We start from the raw sequence: 16,950 nt of genomic DNA, 5'->3' as shown, positions 1-16,950 counted from the left end.
CACGGGACTTACGCAACGCCCGCCTGAAGGCCTTGCGGGCCGTCCGTCAGGCGTTGCGTAAGTCTTACTCCCGTTTTTCAACCAAGGATGCAGCATGAAGTTAATGGATTACGGCTTGAAGCCCATCGATTTCCAAAACCCCACTGTGCAAGCGCCCGCTGACGGCCTGTCGCGCCGCGGCTTTGCCATGACCACGCTGGCCACTGGCTTTGCGGTCGCGTCCAACCCGGTGCTGGCCCAGGCCATCGTCACCGATGCGGTGGGCTTGGTGGCGGGCGAGGTCAGCATTCCCGTGGCCGACGGCAAAATCCCCGGCTACCGGGCTATGCCTGCCAAGCCCGGCAAGCACCCGGTGCTGCTGGTGGTGCAGGAAATCTTCGGCGTACACGAGCACATCAAGGACATGTGCCGCCGCTTCGCCAAGCTGGGCTACTACGCCATTGCGCCCGAAATGTATGCGCGCCAGGGCGATGTGTCCAAACTCACCGATATCGGCGAGATATTCTCCACCGTGGTCTCCAAAGTGCCCGATGCCCAGGTGGTGTCGGACCTGGACTCTGCGGTGGCCTTCGCCGCCGCCAGCGGCCACGCCAATGCCAGCCGCGTGGGTTTGGTTGGTTACTGCTGGGGTGGCCGCGTGGCCTGGGTGTACGCCAACCACAACCCCAAGCTAAAAGCCGCCGTGTCGTACTACGGTTTGCTGGACGGTATGCAGTCCGACATCCGCCCGCAAGACCCGGTGGACTTTGCCAGCAACCTGAAAGTGCCGGTACTAGGCATGTACGCCGGGCTGGACACCTTCATCAAGCCCGAGGCCATCGACCGCATGACGGCCGGCCTGCGCACTTCGGGCAGCGGCTCGGAGATCGTGGTGTTCCCCATGGTGAACCACGGCTTTAACGCCGACTACCGCCCTAGCTACGACAAGACTGCTGCCACCTACGCCTCCAAGCTGGCGCTGGACTGGCTAAAACAGCACGGCGTGTAACTCTGCTGCCCGCTTGCACCCGCTCCACGGCCCGTCGCAGCTTGCGACGGGCCGTTTGCGTTATGGAAGGTATCTTGCGCGGATAATTCCCCCATGCACATTCCATTCACCAAAATGCAGGGCGCTGGCAACGACTTTGTGGTGCTCGACGAGACCCAGGGCCGCCTGGGCCTGAGTAGCGCCCAATACCGGTTTCTGGCCGACCGCCACTTCGGCGTGGGCGCGGACCAGATTCTCTCGGTACGCGCGGCCAGCGCACCCGGCATCGATTTCGAATACGCCATCCACAATGCCGACGGCAGTGAGGTGGAGCACTGCGGCAACGGCGCACGCTGCTTCATGCGCTTTGTCTACAGTCAAGGCCTGACCACGCTGCGCAGCGTGCGGGTGCAGACCATGGAGCGCGTGTTGCAACTCCACATGCAAGCCGACGACCGCGTCACGGTGGACATGGGGCTGCCGGTGTTTGACCTGGCGCAGATTCCTTTCGATCCACAAGGCCTGCAGTCCGAGGCCATCTATACCCCGCAAGATATATGGCAAAAATGGCCTTTGGCGCAGGTACTAACTGCACCGGCAGCTATCTTTAGCGTAGCGGTCGTGTCCATGGGCAATCCACACGCTGTGCACCTGGTGGACGATGTAGACACCGCCCCGGTGCTCACGGCGGGCCCGCTGGTGCAAGCCCAGCCCTGCTTCCCCAACGGGGTCAACGTGGGCTTTATGCAGGTGGTGGACCGCGGCCACATCCGCTTGCGCGTGTTCGAGCGCGGCGCGGGTGAAACCCTGGCTTGCGGCACCGGCGCGTGCGCGGCGGTGGTGGCGGGCATCCGCCTGGGCCTGCTGGACGCGCAGGTGGATGTAGACACCCACGGCGGCCGTTTGACCATCGCCTGGGCCGGCATGGGCCAGCCCGTGCTGATGACCGGCCCGGCCACCACCGTGTTCAACGGCAGCATCACTATCCCCGATTAATATTTCTATGAATATGAACACCAACAACCCCATCACCGAAGACGACATCGCCAACTTCCTGAGCAATACGCCCGAATTCTTCGAACGCCATTCGCAGGTGCTGGCCTCGGTGCAGCTCACCAGCCCGCACGGCAACCGGGCAGTCAGCCTGCAGGAGCGGCAGGCCGAGATGCTGCGCGAGAAGATCAAGGGCCTGGAGCACCGCATCATGGACATGGTGCGCAACGGCAACGAGAACGTGATCATTGCCGACAAGCTGCAGCGCTGGGCCCGCAGCCTGCTGCTGACCCGCGCGCCCGGCGACCTGCCCGAGCGCATCGCCCACGAGATCGAGGTGCAGTTCTCGGTGCCGCAAGTGGCCATCAAGGTGTGGGGCGTGTCGGACGAGTTCGCCCATTCCTCCTGGGCCCAAGGCGTGAGCGAAGACGCGAAGATTTTTGCTTCGTCGCTCACCGCGCCGTTTTGCGGTGTGAATTCAGGCTTTGAGGCCGTCAGCTGGCTGGCCAATCCGGCCGCGGCCATGTCGATCGCCCTGATGCCGCTGCGCACCGGCGTGCTCAACAGCCCCAGCCCGGCTTTTGGCATGCTGGTGCTGGCATCGCCCGACGGCCAGCGTTTCGAGTCGGCCATGGGCACAGACTTTTTAGAGCGCATCGCCGAGCTGGCTGGGGCCGCTTTGTCGCGTCTGCGGGTCTAAATGCCCTCTAGTGGCGGCCCCCCGGCGCTGGTCGCCCAGTACCTGGACTACGTGCGCTTTGAAAAGCGCCTGGCCGAGCGCACGCTGGCGCTGTACACGCTGGACCTGGTCAAACTGAACGCACAGGCCGAAGCGGCTGGGGTGGCGCTGACCGATGTGGCCCACCACCACATCCGCCGCTGGGTCATGCAAATGCACAGCCAGGGCCGCAGCGGGCGCGGTATCGCGCTGATCTTATCGGGCTGGCGTGGGTTTTACGTCTGGCTGGGCCGCCAGGGCCTGGTGCCGAACAACCCGGTGCTCGACGTGCGGGCCCCCAAAGCCGCCAAACCCCTGCCCAAAGCCCTGGGGCTCGACGAGGCCGTGGCCTTTGCCGATTTTGAAAATGAAGCCGACGATCCGTGGCTGGAAGCCCGCGATGCGGCCATGGTCGAGCTGCTGTACGGCGGCGGTCTGCGGGTGGGTGAGCTGACCGGGCTGGACGCGGCACCCAGTCCGTCCGCCAAAGGTTGGGTCGATCTGGCTGCAGGCGAGGCCCATGTGCTGGGCAAGGGCAGCAAGCGGCGCATCGTGCCCATCGGCAAAACCTCCGTGGCGGCATTGGAAGCCTGGCTCGCCCTGCGCGCCGAAGGGCAGGGCGCAGAGATGTCGAAGGCGATGTTTCTGGGCCGCTACGGCACCCGCCTGACCGCCACCTCGGTATGGCAGCGCCTGCGCCGCCGCAGTCGGCTGGCGGGCACCGCCACCCCGGTGCACCCGCACATGCTGCGCCACTCGTTTGCCAGCCATGTGCTGCAAAGCAGTGGCGACCTGCGGGCGGTGCAAGAGCTGCTGGGCCACGCCAACATCAGCACCACCCAGGTCTACACCCGGCTGGACTTCCAGCACCTGGCGGCCACCTACGACAAGGCCCATCCCCGGGCCAAAGCTTCGGCAGCAGACAAAAAATAGCCTGCGGGCGGCGGTTCGCGGGCGTTTCGTGGACGCATAAAGCCCCACAATCCGGCCCATGAAAACTATCCGTCTCCGCGAAGGCAAAGAGCGCTCTTTGCAGCGCCGCCACCCCTGGATCTTTGAATCGGCCATTGCCCGTGGCGGTGCCGATGCGGGCGAAACCGTGCGCGTCGAGTCCAGCGAGGGCAAATTTCTGGCCTGGGCGGCGTTCAGCCCCACCTCCAAAATACGGGCACGTGCCTGGAGCTTCGACGAAGCCCAGCGCATTGATGCTGCGTTTTTTGTAGCTGCCGTCGCAGATGCTATAAGCGCCAGAGCCCGATTTGACGTAAAAAGTGACGGCATGCGCCTGATCCACGGTGAATCCGATGGTTTGCCCGGCCTGATCGTAGACCGCTACGGCGACACGCTGGTGGCGCAGTTTCTGTTTGCCGGGGTGGAGCGCTGGAAAGACGTGCTCATCGAGGCCATCCTGGCCGCCACCGGCCTGACCAAGCTATATGAGCGTTCGGACGCCAGCACCCGCGCACTCGAAGCCCTGGAGCCCGCCACTGGCTGGCTGCGCGGTGACGGCGCTACCGAGTTGACCATCCAAGAGCACGACTGGCGGCTCACGCTAGACATTGCCGAGGGCCACAAAACCGGCTTCTACCTGGACCAGCGCGACAGCCGCAAAAAAATGGCCGACTACGCCCAACGCCTGCTGTTCCAGCGCGTGCTGAACTGCTTTAGCTATACAGGCGGCTTCACCGTGGCGGCTTTGGCTGGGATGCGCGCGGGTGGCAGCATGGGCCATGTCACCTCCATCGACTCGTCCGGCCCGGCTTTGGCCCGGGCGGCGGCCAATGTGGCGCTGAACGGCTTTGCGCCCGAGTGCGTGACCTTTATGGATGCCGATGTGAATGCCTCGCTGCGCCAGTTTGCCGCGCAGGGCCAAACCTTTGACTGCATCGTGCTCGATCCGCCCAAGTTTGCCCCCACGGCGGCCCATGCCGACCGAGCGGCGCGTGCCTATAAAGACATCAACCGCCTGGCCTTCAAGATACTGGAGCCGGGTGGCGTGCTGTTCACCTATTCCTGCTCGGGCGGCATCAACGCCGACCTGTTCCACAAGATTGTGGCCTCGGCCGGTATCGACGCGGGGGTAGACGGCTATATCAGCGAACGCCTGGGCGGTGCGCCCGACCACCCAATGACGGTCAATTTCCCCGAGGGTGAATACCTCAAAGGCCTGGTAATTTTGCGTAAATGAGCCGCAGCGGATGCAGATTGAATTGGCCGCTACACTCCCCACCTGTTAATTTCCACGAAATCGGGCGGGCCGCACGGCTCCCGGTGAAAAGTTAGCAATGAAAGAACCTATGGCACTCATTCCCGCCACCATCCTGACCGGTTTTCTGGGCTCAGGCAAAACCACGCTGCTCAAGCGCGTGCTGACCGAGGCCCACGGCCAGAAGATCGCCGTCATCGAGAATGAATTTGGCGAAGAAAACATCGATAACGAGATTCTGGTGTCCGAGCCGGGCGAGCAAATCATCCAGCTCAACAATGGCTGCATCTGCTGCTCGATCCGCGAAGACCTGCGCGCCACCCTGAGCCTGCTGGCCGCCAAGAAGCGCAAAGGCCTGCTGGACTTTGACCGCGTGGTGATTGAAACCACCGGCCTGGCCGATCCCGGCCCCGTGGCACAGACTTTCTTTATGGACGACGAGATCGCCGAAAGCTACCTGCTGGACTCGATCCTGACCCTGGTGGATGCCAAGCACGCCGCCACCCAGCTCAATGACCGCCAGGAAGCCCGCCGCCAGGTGGGGTTTGCCGACCAGATCTTCATCAGCAAGACCGACCTGGTCGAGCCCGCCGAAGTCGATGCGCTCGTGCACCGCCTCAAGCACATGAACCCGCGCGCACCGCAAAAAGCCGTGCATTTTGGCGAAGTGGCCCTGAGCGAAGTGTTTGACCTGCGCGGCTTCAATCTGAACGCCAAGCTGGACATTGACCCCGACTTCCTCAAGGAAGACGACCACGCAGGCCATGACCATGCCGAGGGCGAGCACTGCGACCACCCCTCACACAACCACGACCATGGCCATGAAGGCGGGCACCATCACCACCATGACGATGATGTGAAGAGCTTTGTCTTCAAGTCGGACCGGCCGTTTGACCCGGCCAAGCTGGAAGATTTCTTGAGCGCCATCGTCAATATTTACGGCCCGCGCATGCTGCGCTACAAAGGTGTCTTGAATATGCAGGGCACCGAGCGTAAAGTCATTTTCCAGGGCGTGCACCAGTTGATGGGCAGCGACCTGGGCCCAGAATGGGCTGCAGATGAAAAACGCGGCAGCAAAATGGTGTTTATCGGTATCGATTTGCCCAAAGACATCTTTTTACAAGGCATGGAACAGTGTTTGGTGTGACACCCAGAACCAAAATAATGCAGATTGCGGGACGCTAAAGCCCCGCGCCAACCATGAGTACTACCAAAGTGACCACAGCGCCCAAGCCTACCCCCACCCCCGTGGCGGCTGCCACCGAAGCCACTCCGGCAGTGCAGACCAGCCCCCGCTACACGTCGATTCCGGCCAAGAGCGTGCGTCCTTCGTCGCGCCTGGCGCAGTTGACCGTACCGTCCATGGCACCGGCTGTGGCGTCCACGGCGGCCAAGTCCAGCTACATGCAGAACGCGCCCGAGCCCATGATTGCGCCGCCACCCCACGTGGCCGCCAAAAAAGACCCCAAGTTGGCGAACAACTGGAAGACCACCCCGGCCGACAAGCTGACCGATGCCGAAGTCATCGCCATGCCCGACTCCGAGTACATGAACGAAAAGCAAACCGCTTTCTTCCGCCTCAAGCTCACGGTGCTCAAGCAGGACATGCTGAACAACGCCGGTGAAACCACCGAGCATCTGCGCGAAGACACCGTGGTCGTGCCCGATCCGGCCGACCGCGCCACCATCGAAGAAGAGCACGCCCTGGAGCTGCGCACCCGCGACCGCGAACGCAAGCTGCTGAAGAAGATCGAGCAGTCCATCAACCGCATTGACGCGGGCGACTACGGCTACTGCGACGAAACCGGCGAACCCATCGGTGTGGGCCGTTTGCTGGCCCGCCCCACGGCCACGCTATCGCTGGAAGCCCAGCAGCGCCGCGAGTTGAAGCAAAAAATGTTTGGCGACTGATTCACCCCTATCTAACCCTGCTGCGCTGCCGCCACCATGCCACCTAACGAACCCTCGGGTCTGCTGTCCAAGGTTGTCAAGTTCGTCCGCAATCCAACGACGAACTGGTCTGACCTGGACCAGCCCGAGCTCGATAAAGAGAGCCAGTACAGCAAGCAGATGCTCAAGGAGATGATTGAGCGGAAAAAGCGCAACGATTTTGTCCGCCGCCGCGAGTTTGACCAGCTGCGCAAACTGCGCCAGAGCGAGGGCCAGCCTTCTTCTGATGCGGTAGAGCGGCCCTCCTTCTTTCAGAGCAGCATGCAGTCCAAGCTGGACGACCGCGCCGGGACGATCAAAAAGATCGACGATATCGAAGCGCAAATGTCCCGCCAGTGGTGGAAGGCCAAGGATGCGGGTGCCAGTCAGCCCGTGCGTCTGTCAGGCCATGCCGGTTTGCAGTCTGCCGAGGCCCATCCGCTGGGCCATACCCGCGCCTACGCCACCACCGAGCCTGCGGCGCTACCTACCCAGGCTGCTGCCCACCATTCCAATGCGTTTGCGCCCACCGATGTATCGCCGCTGCGCGACGAGCGGCAATGGAACGTGCCCACACCAAGCACTGAGCCTATTGTGGACATGCTGGCCGCGCTGGACCACAGCCTGAACCTGGATTTTGACTTTGGCGTGCCGGAGCCCGTCCAGAAGCTGGCGGAGCCCGGTGCCCTCGATCTGGACTTGCCCGACCTGGATGGCGGTATTTACGCGCACCACCCCGACCTGGAAGAAGCTGCTATCCGTTTTGCCAATGGCGATATGGAGGGTGCCGAGGCCGCTCTGCAGGCCTTGCTTCGGCAGAGCCCGGTGCCACCCGCGCACTCCGAGGTCTGGGCGGCGTTGTTTGATTTGTACCGGGCCACCCACCAGCAGGACCGGTTTGACATCGCGGCCATTGACTTCGCGGGCCGGTTTGGGCGGACGGCCCCGGCCTGGTTTTCGATTCCTGACCAGGCTGGGCTGACGCTTGCAGGCCCAGCCTTGCCGGCCATGGCAGCGGGGCAGGGGGGCAGCTTTATCTGGGCCTGCCCGGCCGTTTTGAGCGCCGCATCCGTTGCCAGCTTGCAAGCCGCCCTGCATCTGCGGGCACCCGCGTCGGTGCAGATCGGTTGGGCTAGCCTGGGCGTGGTGGACAGTGCCGCCGTGCAAGGTCTGGGCGATATTTTTGAGGCCTGGGCAGACCAGGCCGTGCAATTGGTTTTTGCCGATGTGGAGCATTTGCAAGACGTTCTCAAAAGCCATACGGTGTCGGGCGATGCCACTGCACACCCGCAGTGGTGGCGTGTGCGGTTGGCGTTGCTGCGCATTGTGCAAAGCCCAGATGCCTTTGACATGGTGGCGCTGGAGTACTGCATCACTTACGAGGTGTCGCCGCCAGCATGGCAGGCGGCGCACTGCGGCTACGCCGTGCTGGACGCGCAGGGCGACGGCGTGCCGCGGGATACGCTGGGCGTGTCGGTGTTCGGGTCCTCCGATTTCAAAGACTCCGATACCGGCGTGCGGACTTTGCCGCCGGGTTTGTTTACCGCGCCCGTGTCCCGGGGCGCGTTGTCGGGCCTGGTGCTGGGTGATGCCTCGCAGGCCCTGGCGGTGGTGGATGCCCAGGCTAACGGCGGTGCGCTGCTGGTGGTGGCCTGCGACACCCTTGTACGCATCGACTTTTCGGCGGCTGGCTCGGTGCTGAACTGGGCCGCAGACCAACATGCGGCGGGTCGCCAAGTGCAATTTAACGGCTTGCACCGCCTGGCGGCCATCTTTTTTAACGTGATTGGCATCAACGAAAACGCGACCGTCATTCCACGTCGGAATTGACTTTCAGATGCGGGCTTTACGCCGCACGGCGGCCCCCGCGCTTGTATTCGTTGCCCCCACCCTTACCTAAATCCCATGGAACAATTTCACGGCACCACCATCATTAGCGTGCGCCGCCAAACCCCCAATGGCGTGCAAGTCGCCATTGGCGGCGATGGTCAGGTCACGCTGGGCAACATCATTATCAAAGGCACGGCCCGCAAGGTTCGTAAGCTACACCACGACCGCGTGTTGGCGGGCTTTGCAGGCGCAACGGCCGATGCTTTCACCTTGTTCGAGCGCTTTGAGGGCAAGCTGGAAAAGCACCAGGGCCATCTGGTCCGCGCGGCCATCGAACTCACCAAAGACTGGCGCACCGACCGCGTGCTGCGCCGCCTGGAGGCTATGCTAGCCGTGGCCGACAGTACCGCGTCGCTGATCATCACCGGTAACGGCGATGTGCTGGAGCTCGAGCATGGCATTGTGGCCATTGGGTCGGGCGGTGCCTACGCGCATTCGGCGGCCAAGGCGTTGCTGGACAACACCGATTTGGCGGCTGCACAGATCGTCAAGAAGTCGTTGGAGATTGCAGGCGAGCTTTGCATCTACACCAACATGAACCACATTATTGAAACCCTGGACTGAACCATGTCCTCCATGACCCCCCAAGAAATTGTTGCCGAACTGGATAACCACATCGTCGGCCAACACCAGGCCAAGCGCGCCGTCGCCATTGCCTTGCGCAACCGCTGGCGCAGGCAGCAGGTGGCTGAGCCGCTGCGCTACGAGATCACGCCCAAAAACATTTTGATGATTGGCCCCACTGGCGTGGGCAAGACCGAGATTGCCCGCCGTTTGGCCCGCTTGGCGGATGCGCCTTTCATCAAGGTTGAGGCCACCAAGTTCACCGAAGTGGGCTATGTGGGCAAAGACGTGGATGCCATCATCCGCGACCTGGCCGACATCGCCGTCAAGCAAACCCGCGAAACCGAGATGCGCAAAGTGCGCGCCCGGGCCGAGGATGCGGCCGAAGACCGCATTCTGGACATTCTGATCCCCACCGCACGCAGTCTGGAAGGCCAGGGCGGCACCTCTGATGCCCCTGATAGCGCGGCCCGCCAGAGCTTCCGCAAAAAACTGCGCGAGCACCAGTTGGACGACAAGGAAATTGAACTCGATCTGGCCGACACCAAGGCGCAGATGGAAATCATGGGCCCGCCCGGTATGGAGGAGATGACCGAGCAGTTGCGCGGCATGTTTAGCCAAATCGGCCAGACCAAGCGCAAAACCCGCAAATTGCCGATTGGCGAAGCTCTGAAGCTGTTGGTGGAAGAAGAGGCCGCCAAGCTGGTCAATGAGGAAGAGATCAAGACCCAGGCCATCTTCAATGCTGAGCAGAATGGCATCGTTTTCATCGACGAAATCGACAAGGTCACCTCGCGCAGCGAGGGCAGTGGGGCCGAAGTGTCGCGCCAGGGCGTACAGCGCGACCTGCTGCCGCTGGTGGAAGGCACTACGGTGTCTACCAAGTACGGCACGGTCAAGACCGACCACATCTTGTTTATCGCCTCGGGCGCGTTCCATTTGAGCAAGCCCAGTGATTTGATTCCCGAACTGCAAGGTCGGTTTCCGATCCGGGTGGAGCTGCAGTCGCTGTCGGTGCAAGACTTTGAGGCGATTTTGGTGCAAACCCATGCCTCGCTGGTCAAGCAGTACCAAGCGCTGCTGGCCACCGAAAACGTGACATTGGACTTTTTGCCCGAGGGCATTACCCGGCTGGCGCATATCGCGTTTGACGTGAACGAGCGTACTGAAAACATCGGTGCCCGCCGCCTGTCAACCGTGATGGAGCGATTGCTAGACGACATCAGTTTCGATGCCGCCCGGCTGGCCGGGCAAACGTTGGTGATCGACGCGGCCTATGTGGATGCGCGGCTCAAGGAACTGAGCAAGAACGAAGACCTTTCTCGGTATATTCTGTAGCGTCGGCAGACTGGCTAAGCCAGTTCTGCGGTGTTTCTGGCAGGCGCGCATTCTGCCTGCGCCGCCCGGTCATCTTTGTTACACCTGATGCATTGGTCTCATTTGGCACATTCACAAACGTCTCTAAGTGCTTAATTTTTAACGTTTTTTGTGCAAGTTAACATGCAACACTGAGCCTAAGTCATTGATTTGATTGAAAAAATACTGCGCCGCCGGTGGGCGCAGTGTTTTTTTCCTGATACAGTGCAAAAAAGTGCAATTAAGTGGTGAAAAGTGCCTTCGCATCGCCCATTTAGTTGTTGCTCAATAGCAAGGGTGGGCAGTTGTTGTGTTTCAAGGGGCTTCGTCTCTCAGTCTGGATGCGAAGGGTCGGCTCTCGGTGCCGACCCGGCACCGTGACGTGCTGAGCGCGACGGCTGGCGGCCAACTGACCATCACCAAACATCCCCATGGCTGCCTGATGCTGTTTCCGCGCCCTGAGTGGGAGAAATTCCGCGAGCGGATTGCCGAACTGCCCATGTCCGCCCAATGGTGGAAACGCATTTTTTTGGGTAACGCCATGGATGTGGAGCTGGACAGCACGGGCCGTGTACTGGTGTCGCCCGAGTTGCGCGAAGGTGCGGGTATCCAGCGCGAAACCGTGTTGCTGGGCATGGGGCGGCATTTTGAGTTGTGGGACAAAGCGACCTACGACGCTCAAGAAGCCAAAGCCATGCAGGGTGACATGCCCGAAGTGTTCAAGGATTTTTCTTTCTAAGGCCCCACGGTGGATACGTTGTGGAAACATACCACCGTCTTGTTGGATGAAGCAGTTGATGCTCTTCTCGACAAGCCGGACTCTCTCACCCACAGCGCCGATGGCGCTGTGGCTACTTACGTCGATGCTACTTTCGGGCGCGGCGGACATTCGCGCCTGCTGCTGTCCAAGCTGGCACCCCAGGATCGCCTGATTGCCTTTGACCACGATCCGGAAGCGATTGCGGAGGCCGCGACCATTGTCGATCCTCGGTTTTCTATCCGCCACCAGGGTTTTCGCCATCTGGATAGCTTGCCCGATGCCAGCGTGGCCGGGGTATTGATGGACTTGGGTATCAGCTCACCGCAAATCGACAACCCGGAGCGCGGCTTCAGTTTTCGGTTCGACGGCCCACTCGATATGCGCATGGACCCCACGCGCGGCGAGAGTGTGGCCGAGTGGCTGGCAACAGCCGAGGTCCAACAGATCGCAGAGGTGGTACGTGACTACGGTGAAGAACGGTTTGCTGGGCCCATTGCAAAGGCGATTGTTGCTCGCCGACAAGAACGCGGCCCTCTATCAACCACCACTGAACTTGCCGAACTCGTGGCTAGCACGGTCAAAACCCGCGAGGCGGGTCAAAACCCTGCAACGCGGACATTTCAGGCTTTTCGGATTTTCATCAATGCCGAGCTGGAGGAGCTGCAACACGCGCTAGAAGCCAGTCTGCGGGTCTTGCAGCCGGGTGGCCGCTTAGTGGTGATCAGCTTCCATTCTCTGGAAGACCGCATCGTCAAGCAATTCATAGCCAAACACGCGCGTGAAGTGGTAGACCGCCGGGCACCGAGTTGGATGCTGGGTAGCACAGCGGTGATGAAGCTGGAGGCTTTGGGTCGGGTCAAGCCCAGTGCAGCCGAAGTCGCGGGTAACAAGCGCGCACGCAGCGCGGTGATGCGCGTGGCACGTCGGACGGCCGTATGAACGAAGTACACGCAGTGACAAGTGCATGCGGCAAGTTTTGCTGCCGGGCCGCCCCAAGGCAAAATGCGGCCCCCTCGGGGGGCAGCGCAATACACGCAGTGACAAGCGTGGGGGCTATAACACCATGACCCGGCTGAACCTAGTGCTCATGCTGGCGGTAGTGGCCAGTGCGCTGTATCTGGTGCGGGTGCAGTACGACTCGCGCAGCCTGTTTGTGGAGGTTGACCGGGCCATCGCCGTGTCGCACAAGCTGGAAATTGAAAACGAGCGCCTGCAGGTGGAGAAGCGGGCCCAGGCCACGCCTTTGCGCGTGGAGAAGCTGGCTAAAGAACAACTGCAAATGCGTACCAGCACCCCAGCCATTACCCAGTACGTGACGGTTGCTGCCGCACCTGTAAATTCCGCCAGCACGGCTGCAGGGAAGCTGCCATGAGCCGCAGCGTCCGTTACACGTCCAGCCCCTTGCTGGCCAGCAGAACACCGGTGTGGCGTAGCAAGCTGGTGGTGGCCGCCATTGCCATCGGTTTTGTGGGGCTGACCGCCCGCGCTGCTTACATTCAGGTGATTGGCAACGCGTTCTTCCAGCGCCAGGGCGAAGTGCGCTTTGCCCGTACGCTGGAGCTGCCGGCCAACCGTGGCCGCATTCTGGACCGCAATGGCCTGATTCTGGCCTCCAGCGTGATTGCCCCCAGCGTGTGGGCCATTCCCGAGGACGTGGACAACGACCCCGAAAAAATCAAGAAGCTGGCCAAGCTGTTGGAGATACCGCTGGCCGACCTGAAGAAAAAACTGGACGAAGACAAGAGCTTTGTGTGGATCAAGCGCCAGGTGGACGAGCCGATCACCCAGGAGGTGATGGCGCTCGGCATCAAAGGTATTTACCTGCGCAAGGAATACAAGCGCCAGTACCCTGAAGGCGAGGCGATTGCCCACGTAGTGGGCTTCACCGACGTGGAAGACAACGGCCAGGAAGGTATTGAGTTGGCTTTCAACAAGGATCTGGGCGGCAAGCCCGGCTCGCGCCGCGTCATCAAGGACCGTATGGGCCGGGTGGTGGAAGACATCGGCGACCAAGTGCCCCCGGTGGATGGCCGCGAAATCCAGCTCAGCATCGACAGCAAGGTGCAGTTTTTCGCCTACCAGAAGTTGCGTGACGCGGTGGTGGCCAACAAGGCCAAGGCCGGGAGCGTGGTGGTGCTGGATGCCGTTACCGGCGAAGTGCTGGCGTTGGCCAACTACCCCAGCTATGTGCCCGACAAACGCAAGAACCTCACTGGCGAGCAGCTGCGTAACCGCGCCCTGACCGATACCTTTGAGCCAGGCTCCACCATGAAGCCCATCACGGTCGGCATGGCGCTGGAGGCGGGCCGCGTGACGCCGCAAACCCTCATCGATACCTCGCCGGGCCGCTATACGGTCACTGGCTCCACCATCACCGACACCCACAACTACGGTGTGTTGACGGTCGAGGGCGTGATCCAGAAATCCAGCAATGTGGGTGCCACCAAAATCGCCCAGCGCATGACCCCGCACGAAATGTGGGACACATATACCGCTGTCGGCTTCGGCCAGAAGCCGCAGATCAGCTTCCCTGGGGCGGTGTCTGGCCGTTTGCGGCCTTGGAAGACTTGGCGGCCCATTGAGCAGGCCACCATGTCCTACGGCTACGGCCTGTCGGCATCGCTGTTCCAGATGGCCCATTCGTACACCGTGTTTGCCCACAACGGCGAAATCATTCCAGCCACCATGCTCAAGTCGGACGAACCGGCGGTGGGGGTGCGGGTGTTTTCGGCGCAAAACGCCGCCGCCATCCGCAAAATGCTGCAAATGGCCGCAGGCCCGGGAGGCACCGGCCCGCTGGCGCAGACCGTGGGCTACTCCGTGGGCGGCAAGTCCGGCACGGCGCACAAGCAGGTCGGCAAAGGCTACGCCAGCAACAAATACCGCGCCTGGTTTACCGGCATGGCCCCGATCAACAAGCCGCGCATCATCGTCGCCGTGATGGTGGACGAACCGAGCGCGGGCTCGTACTACGGCGGCATTGTGGCGGCCCCCGTGTTCAGTGAAGTGGTGCAGCAAACCCTGCGCATGATGGGTGTGCAGCCTGATCTGGACGTGAAGGCCCAGATAGTCTCCAAATCTGTGGACGAGTCGTTCTGATGTTGCAACTCCATACCCCCGCCGAGGCCGTAGCCTGGTTGCGTAGCCGGGTTGGCGGTAGCCTGCAAGTGGACAGCCGCGCGATCCAACCCGGTGATGGTTTCATCGCCTGGCCGGGTGCCGCTGCCGATGGCCGCCAGTTTGTACAGGCTGCCTTGGCCCAGGGCGCTACTGCTTGCCTGGTCGAACAAGAGGGCAGTGAAGCCTTCGGTTTTGCCAGCGATGCGGTCGCCAGCTACACCGGCCTCAAGGCCAGCACCGGCCCGATTGCCGCCGCTTACTGCTTACAGCCCAGCGACAGCCTGGATGTGCTGGCCATCACCGGCACCAACGGCAAAACCTCCACGGCATGGTGGCTGGCGCAGGCGCTATCAAAAACAGAGCTGTATGCGCACGCTCCTTGTGCAGTAGTGGGCACTTTGGGCATTGGAATCCCGCCCGACGTGCTGCCCACCGGCTTGACCACACCGGACCCCGTGCGGCTGCAGCAGGCCTTCCGCGGGTTTGTGGATCTGGGCGTGGGCGCGTGTGCCATTGAGGCCTCCAGCATTGGAATCAATGAGCGCCGCCTGGATGGCACCCGCATCCGCGTCGCCGTGTTCACCAATTTCACCCAGGACCACCTGGACTACCACGGCAGCACCGAAGCCTACTGGCAGGCCAAGGCCGAGCTGTTCCGCTGGCCGGGTCTGCAAGCGGCGGTGGTGAATGTGGACGACCCGCAGGGTGCGGAATTGGCCGCATCCTTGACCGGCCTGGATGTTTGGACGCTGTCCTGCAGCCACAGTGCCCGGTTGCAGGCAGACAACATCCGTTACGAAGCCGGTGGCTTGTGCTTTGAAGTGGTGGAGGGTGGCGCGCGCCACAGCCAGCGCACTGCCGTCATTGGCCAATATAACGTGGCGAACCTGCTGGGTGTCATCGGTGCCATGCGCGCCGTGGGCGTACCGCTGGAAGAAGCCGTACAAGCTTGCCACGGCCTGCTACCGGTGCCTGGCCGCATGGATTGCATCAACCCGCCCGGCCAGCCTCTGGTGGCGATCGACTACGCCCACACGCCAGACGCTCTGGACAAAGCCTTGCTGGCCTTGCAGCCGCTGGCGCAGGCCCGTGGTGGCAAGCTCTGGTGTGTGTTTGGCTGCGGCGGCGACCGCGATGCCGCCAAGCGCCCACTGATGGCGGCGGTGGCCGAGAAGAATGCCGATCTGGTGCTGGTCACCAGCGACAACCCGCGCAGCGAAAAGCCCGAGCACATCATCAGCCAAATCTTGTTGGGCCTGAGCCACAACGCCTGCGTCCATGTGCAGGCCGACCGCGCCCTGGCCATTGCCGAAGCCATTGCCCAGGCCGCGCCCGCCGATGTGCTGTTGCTGGCAGGCAAGGGCCATGAGACTACCCAGGATGTGGCGGGAGTGAAGCAGGCCTTCTCGGACAAGGCCCATGCCGAGGCCGCCCTGGCCTTGCGTGATATCGGTGCCCAAGGAGCCACCGAATGATGACGCTGCAACAAGCTTTGGCTTTGCTGCCCGGTGCACGACTGGTCGGTGACGGTACGGTCGCAATCACCCGCGTGCACAGTGACACCCGCAGCGTTCAAATCGGCGACCTATTCGTGGCCCTCAAGGGCGACACTTTTGATGCCAACACCTTGCTGGCCCAGGCGCAAGCCAGCGGTGCCGTGGCAGCGCTGTGCCACCCCGGCACCGCGTTACCCGGCCTGCCTTGCATTGAGGTGGATGACACCCTGGCTGCACTGGGCACCTTAGCTACCGGCTGGCGCGCCCAGTTCCACCTGCCGCTGGTTGCGGTGACCGGCAGCAATGGCAAAACCACGGTGACGCAGATGGTGGCGTCCATCCTGCGCGCCGCCCAGCCCGATGCCATGTTGGCCACCCAAGGCAATTACAACAACGCCATCGGCGTGCCGTTGACGCTGTTGCGCTTGCGCGCCCACCACCGCTTGGCCGTGGTCGAGTTGGGCATGAACCACCCCGGCGAGATTGCGCTGCTGGCCGCCATGGCCCGACCCACCGTGGCCTTGGTCAACAACGCCCAGCGGGAGCACCTGGAATTCATGCAGACCGTGGAAGCCGTGGCCCAAGAAAACGGCAGCGTGCTGGCAGCCCTGCCCGCCGACGGCGTGGCGGTGTTCCCTGCCGACGACAGCTTTTCTGCCCTCTGGAAAAGCATGGCCTGGCCGCGCGGCTGCGTGCAGTTCGCCGTAGGTGCGGCGGATGTGTGCGCCGATACGCCGGTGTGGGCCAATGGAGCCTGGCAAGTCCATGCCCGCACCCCCGCCGGGTCGTTGGACTACGCCTTGCACATCGCAGGCCTACACAACGTGAAAAATTCACTGGCCGCTGCCGCCTGTGCCCTGTCCGCAGGTGTGCCGCTGGCCGCTGTGGCCCAGGGCCTAGCGGCCTTTGAGCCGGTCAAAGGCCGCTCCAAGGCGCTGGCCGTGCAGATGG

At 62.3% G+C, this 16,950-nt stretch carries 16 protein-coding genes; all 16 read left to right on the top strand.

The features are described 5' to 3' along the window. Window positions 1-94: 94 nt before the first annotated feature. On the top strand, window positions 95-988 hold the full coding sequence (locus ABI213_RS22175; protein WP_348006768.1) for a dienelactone hydrolase family protein: 894 nt from the start codon (window positions 95-97) through the stop codon (window positions 986-988). 93 nt (window positions 989-1,081) lie between these two features. After that, a complete protein-coding gene (gene dapF, locus ABI213_RS22170; RefSeq protein ID WP_348006769.1) occupies window positions 1,082-1,963 on the top strand; it encodes a diaminopimelate epimerase in 882 nt (293 codons plus the stop codon). A gap of 13 nt (window positions 1,964-1,976) precedes the next feature. After that, entirely contained in the window at window positions 1,977-2,660 is a 684-nt protein-coding gene (locus ABI213_RS22165; protein WP_348028698.1) for a DUF484 family protein, read from the top strand. Then, complete coding sequence (locus ABI213_RS22160; RefSeq protein ID WP_348006784.1) at window positions 2,661-3,611, top strand: tyrosine-type recombinase/integrase; 951 nt, start codon at window positions 2,661-2,663, stop codon at window positions 3,609-3,611. Window positions 3,612-3,669: 58 nt separating this feature from the next. After that, window positions 3,670-4,866, top strand: coding sequence for a class I SAM-dependent methyltransferase (locus tag ABI213_RS22155; protein ID WP_348006785.1), 1,197 nt, complete (start codon window positions 3,670-3,672; stop codon window positions 4,864-4,866). Window positions 4,867-4,975: 109 nt separating this feature from the next. After that, window positions 4,976-6,031, top strand: a complete 1,056-nt coding sequence (locus ABI213_RS22150; protein ID WP_348006786.1) for a GTP-binding protein — start codon at window positions 4,976-4,978, stop codon at window positions 6,029-6,031. 53 nt (window positions 6,032-6,084) lie between these two features. Further along, entirely contained in the window at window positions 6,085-6,795 is a 711-nt protein-coding gene (dksA, locus tag ABI213_RS22145; RefSeq protein ID WP_348006787.1) for an RNA polymerase-binding protein DksA, read from the top strand. Window positions 6,796-6,831: 36 nt separating this feature from the next. Further along, window positions 6,832-8,643 (top strand): STAS domain-containing protein, encoded by a 1,812-nt coding sequence (locus ABI213_RS22140; RefSeq protein WP_348006788.1) that lies wholly within the window; start codon window positions 6,832-6,834, stop codon window positions 8,641-8,643. 75 nt (window positions 8,644-8,718) lie between these two features. Continuing rightward, on the top strand, window positions 8,719-9,267 hold the full coding sequence (hslV, locus tag ABI213_RS22135) for an ATP-dependent protease subunit HslV (protein WP_348006789.1): 549 nt from the start codon (window positions 8,719-8,721) through the stop codon (window positions 9,265-9,267). A 3-nt stretch (window positions 9,268-9,270) separates the two neighbouring features. Then, complete coding sequence (hslU, locus tag ABI213_RS22130; protein ID WP_348006790.1) at window positions 9,271-10,605, top strand: ATP-dependent protease ATPase subunit HslU; 1,335 nt, start codon at window positions 9,271-9,273, stop codon at window positions 10,603-10,605. Window positions 10,606-10,933: 328 nt separating this feature from the next. Continuing rightward, window positions 10,934-11,362: a division/cell wall cluster transcriptional repressor MraZ gene (mraZ, locus tag ABI213_RS22125; protein ID WP_348006791.1), complete on the top strand. Its 429-nt coding sequence runs from the start codon at window positions 10,934-10,936 to the stop codon at window positions 11,360-11,362. Between the two features lie 9 nt (window positions 11,363-11,371). Further along, window positions 11,372-12,322, top strand: coding sequence for a 16S rRNA (cytosine(1402)-N(4))-methyltransferase RsmH (gene rsmH / locus ABI213_RS22120; protein ID WP_348006792.1), 951 nt, complete (start codon window positions 11,372-11,374; stop codon window positions 12,320-12,322). Window positions 12,323-12,446: 124 nt separating this feature from the next. Next, window positions 12,447-12,755: a cell division protein FtsL gene (ftsL, locus tag ABI213_RS22115; protein ID WP_348006793.1), complete on the top strand. Its 309-nt coding sequence runs from the start codon at window positions 12,447-12,449 to the stop codon at window positions 12,753-12,755. Then, on the top strand, window positions 12,752-14,482 hold the full coding sequence (locus ABI213_RS22110) for a penicillin-binding protein 2 (protein WP_348006794.1): 1,731 nt from the start codon (window positions 12,752-12,754) through the stop codon (window positions 14,480-14,482). Before ftsL ends, ABI213_RS22110 begins: the two co-directional genes overlap by 4 nt. Next, on the top strand, window positions 14,482-15,978 hold the full coding sequence (locus ABI213_RS22105) for a UDP-N-acetylmuramoyl-L-alanyl-D-glutamate--2,6-diaminopimelate ligase (protein ID WP_348006795.1): 1,497 nt from the start codon (window positions 14,482-14,484) through the stop codon (window positions 15,976-15,978). The genes ABI213_RS22110 and ABI213_RS22105 overlap by 1 nt, the downstream gene beginning before the upstream one ends. Then, a partial coding sequence (locus tag ABI213_RS22100) for a Mur ligase family protein (protein WP_348028696.1) occupies window positions 15,975-16,950 on the top strand: 976 nt, incomplete at its 3' end. The genes ABI213_RS22105 and ABI213_RS22100, both read left to right, overlap by 4 nt.

Source organism: Rhodoferax sp., assembly GCF_039922535.1.
GTDB lineage: Bacteria > Pseudomonadota > Gammaproteobacteria > Burkholderiales > Burkholderiaceae_C > Rhodoferax_B.
The sequence above is the reverse complement of the archived record's forward strand: the minus strand, read 5'-3'. Positions and strand labels throughout refer to the sequence as shown.

Bases quoted from the DNA above. Each gene is read 5' to 3' on its own strand.
- ABI213_RS22175 (WP_348006768.1), top strand. From the start codon at position 95: ATGAAGTTAATGGATTACGGCTTGAAGCCCATCGATTTCCAAAACCCC.
- dapF (WP_348006769.1), top strand. From the start codon at position 1,082: ATGCACATTCCATTCACCAAAATGCAGGGCGCTGGCAACGACTTTGTG.
- ABI213_RS22165 (WP_348028698.1), top strand. From the start codon at position 1,977: ATGAACACCAACAACCCCATCACCGAAGACGACATCGCCAACTTCCTG.
- ABI213_RS22160 (WP_348006784.1), top strand. From the start codon at position 2,661: ATGCCCTCTAGTGGCGGCCCCCCGGCGCTGGTCGCCCAGTACCTGGAC.
- ABI213_RS22155 (WP_348006785.1), top strand. From the start codon at position 3,670: ATGAAAACTATCCGTCTCCGCGAAGGCAAAGAGCGCTCTTTGCAGCGC.
- ABI213_RS22150 (WP_348006786.1), top strand. From the start codon at position 4,976: ATGGCACTCATTCCCGCCACCATCCTGACCGGTTTTCTGGGCTCAGGC.
- dksA (WP_348006787.1), top strand. From the start codon at position 6,085: ATGAGTACTACCAAAGTGACCACAGCGCCCAAGCCTACCCCCACCCCC.
- ABI213_RS22140 (WP_348006788.1), top strand. From the start codon at position 6,832: ATGCCACCTAACGAACCCTCGGGTCTGCTGTCCAAGGTTGTCAAGTTC.
- hslV (WP_348006789.1), top strand. From the start codon at position 8,719: ATGGAACAATTTCACGGCACCACCATCATTAGCGTGCGCCGCCAAACC.
- hslU (WP_348006790.1), top strand. From the start codon at position 9,271: ATGTCCTCCATGACCCCCCAAGAAATTGTTGCCGAACTGGATAACCAC.
- ftsL (WP_348006793.1), top strand. From the start codon at position 12,447: ATGACCCGGCTGAACCTAGTGCTCATGCTGGCGGTAGTGGCCAGTGCG.
- ABI213_RS22110 (WP_348006794.1), top strand. From the start codon at position 12,752: ATGAGCCGCAGCGTCCGTTACACGTCCAGCCCCTTGCTGGCCAGCAGA.
- ABI213_RS22105 (WP_348006795.1), top strand. From the start codon at position 14,482: ATGTTGCAACTCCATACCCCCGCCGAGGCCGTAGCCTGGTTGCGTAGC.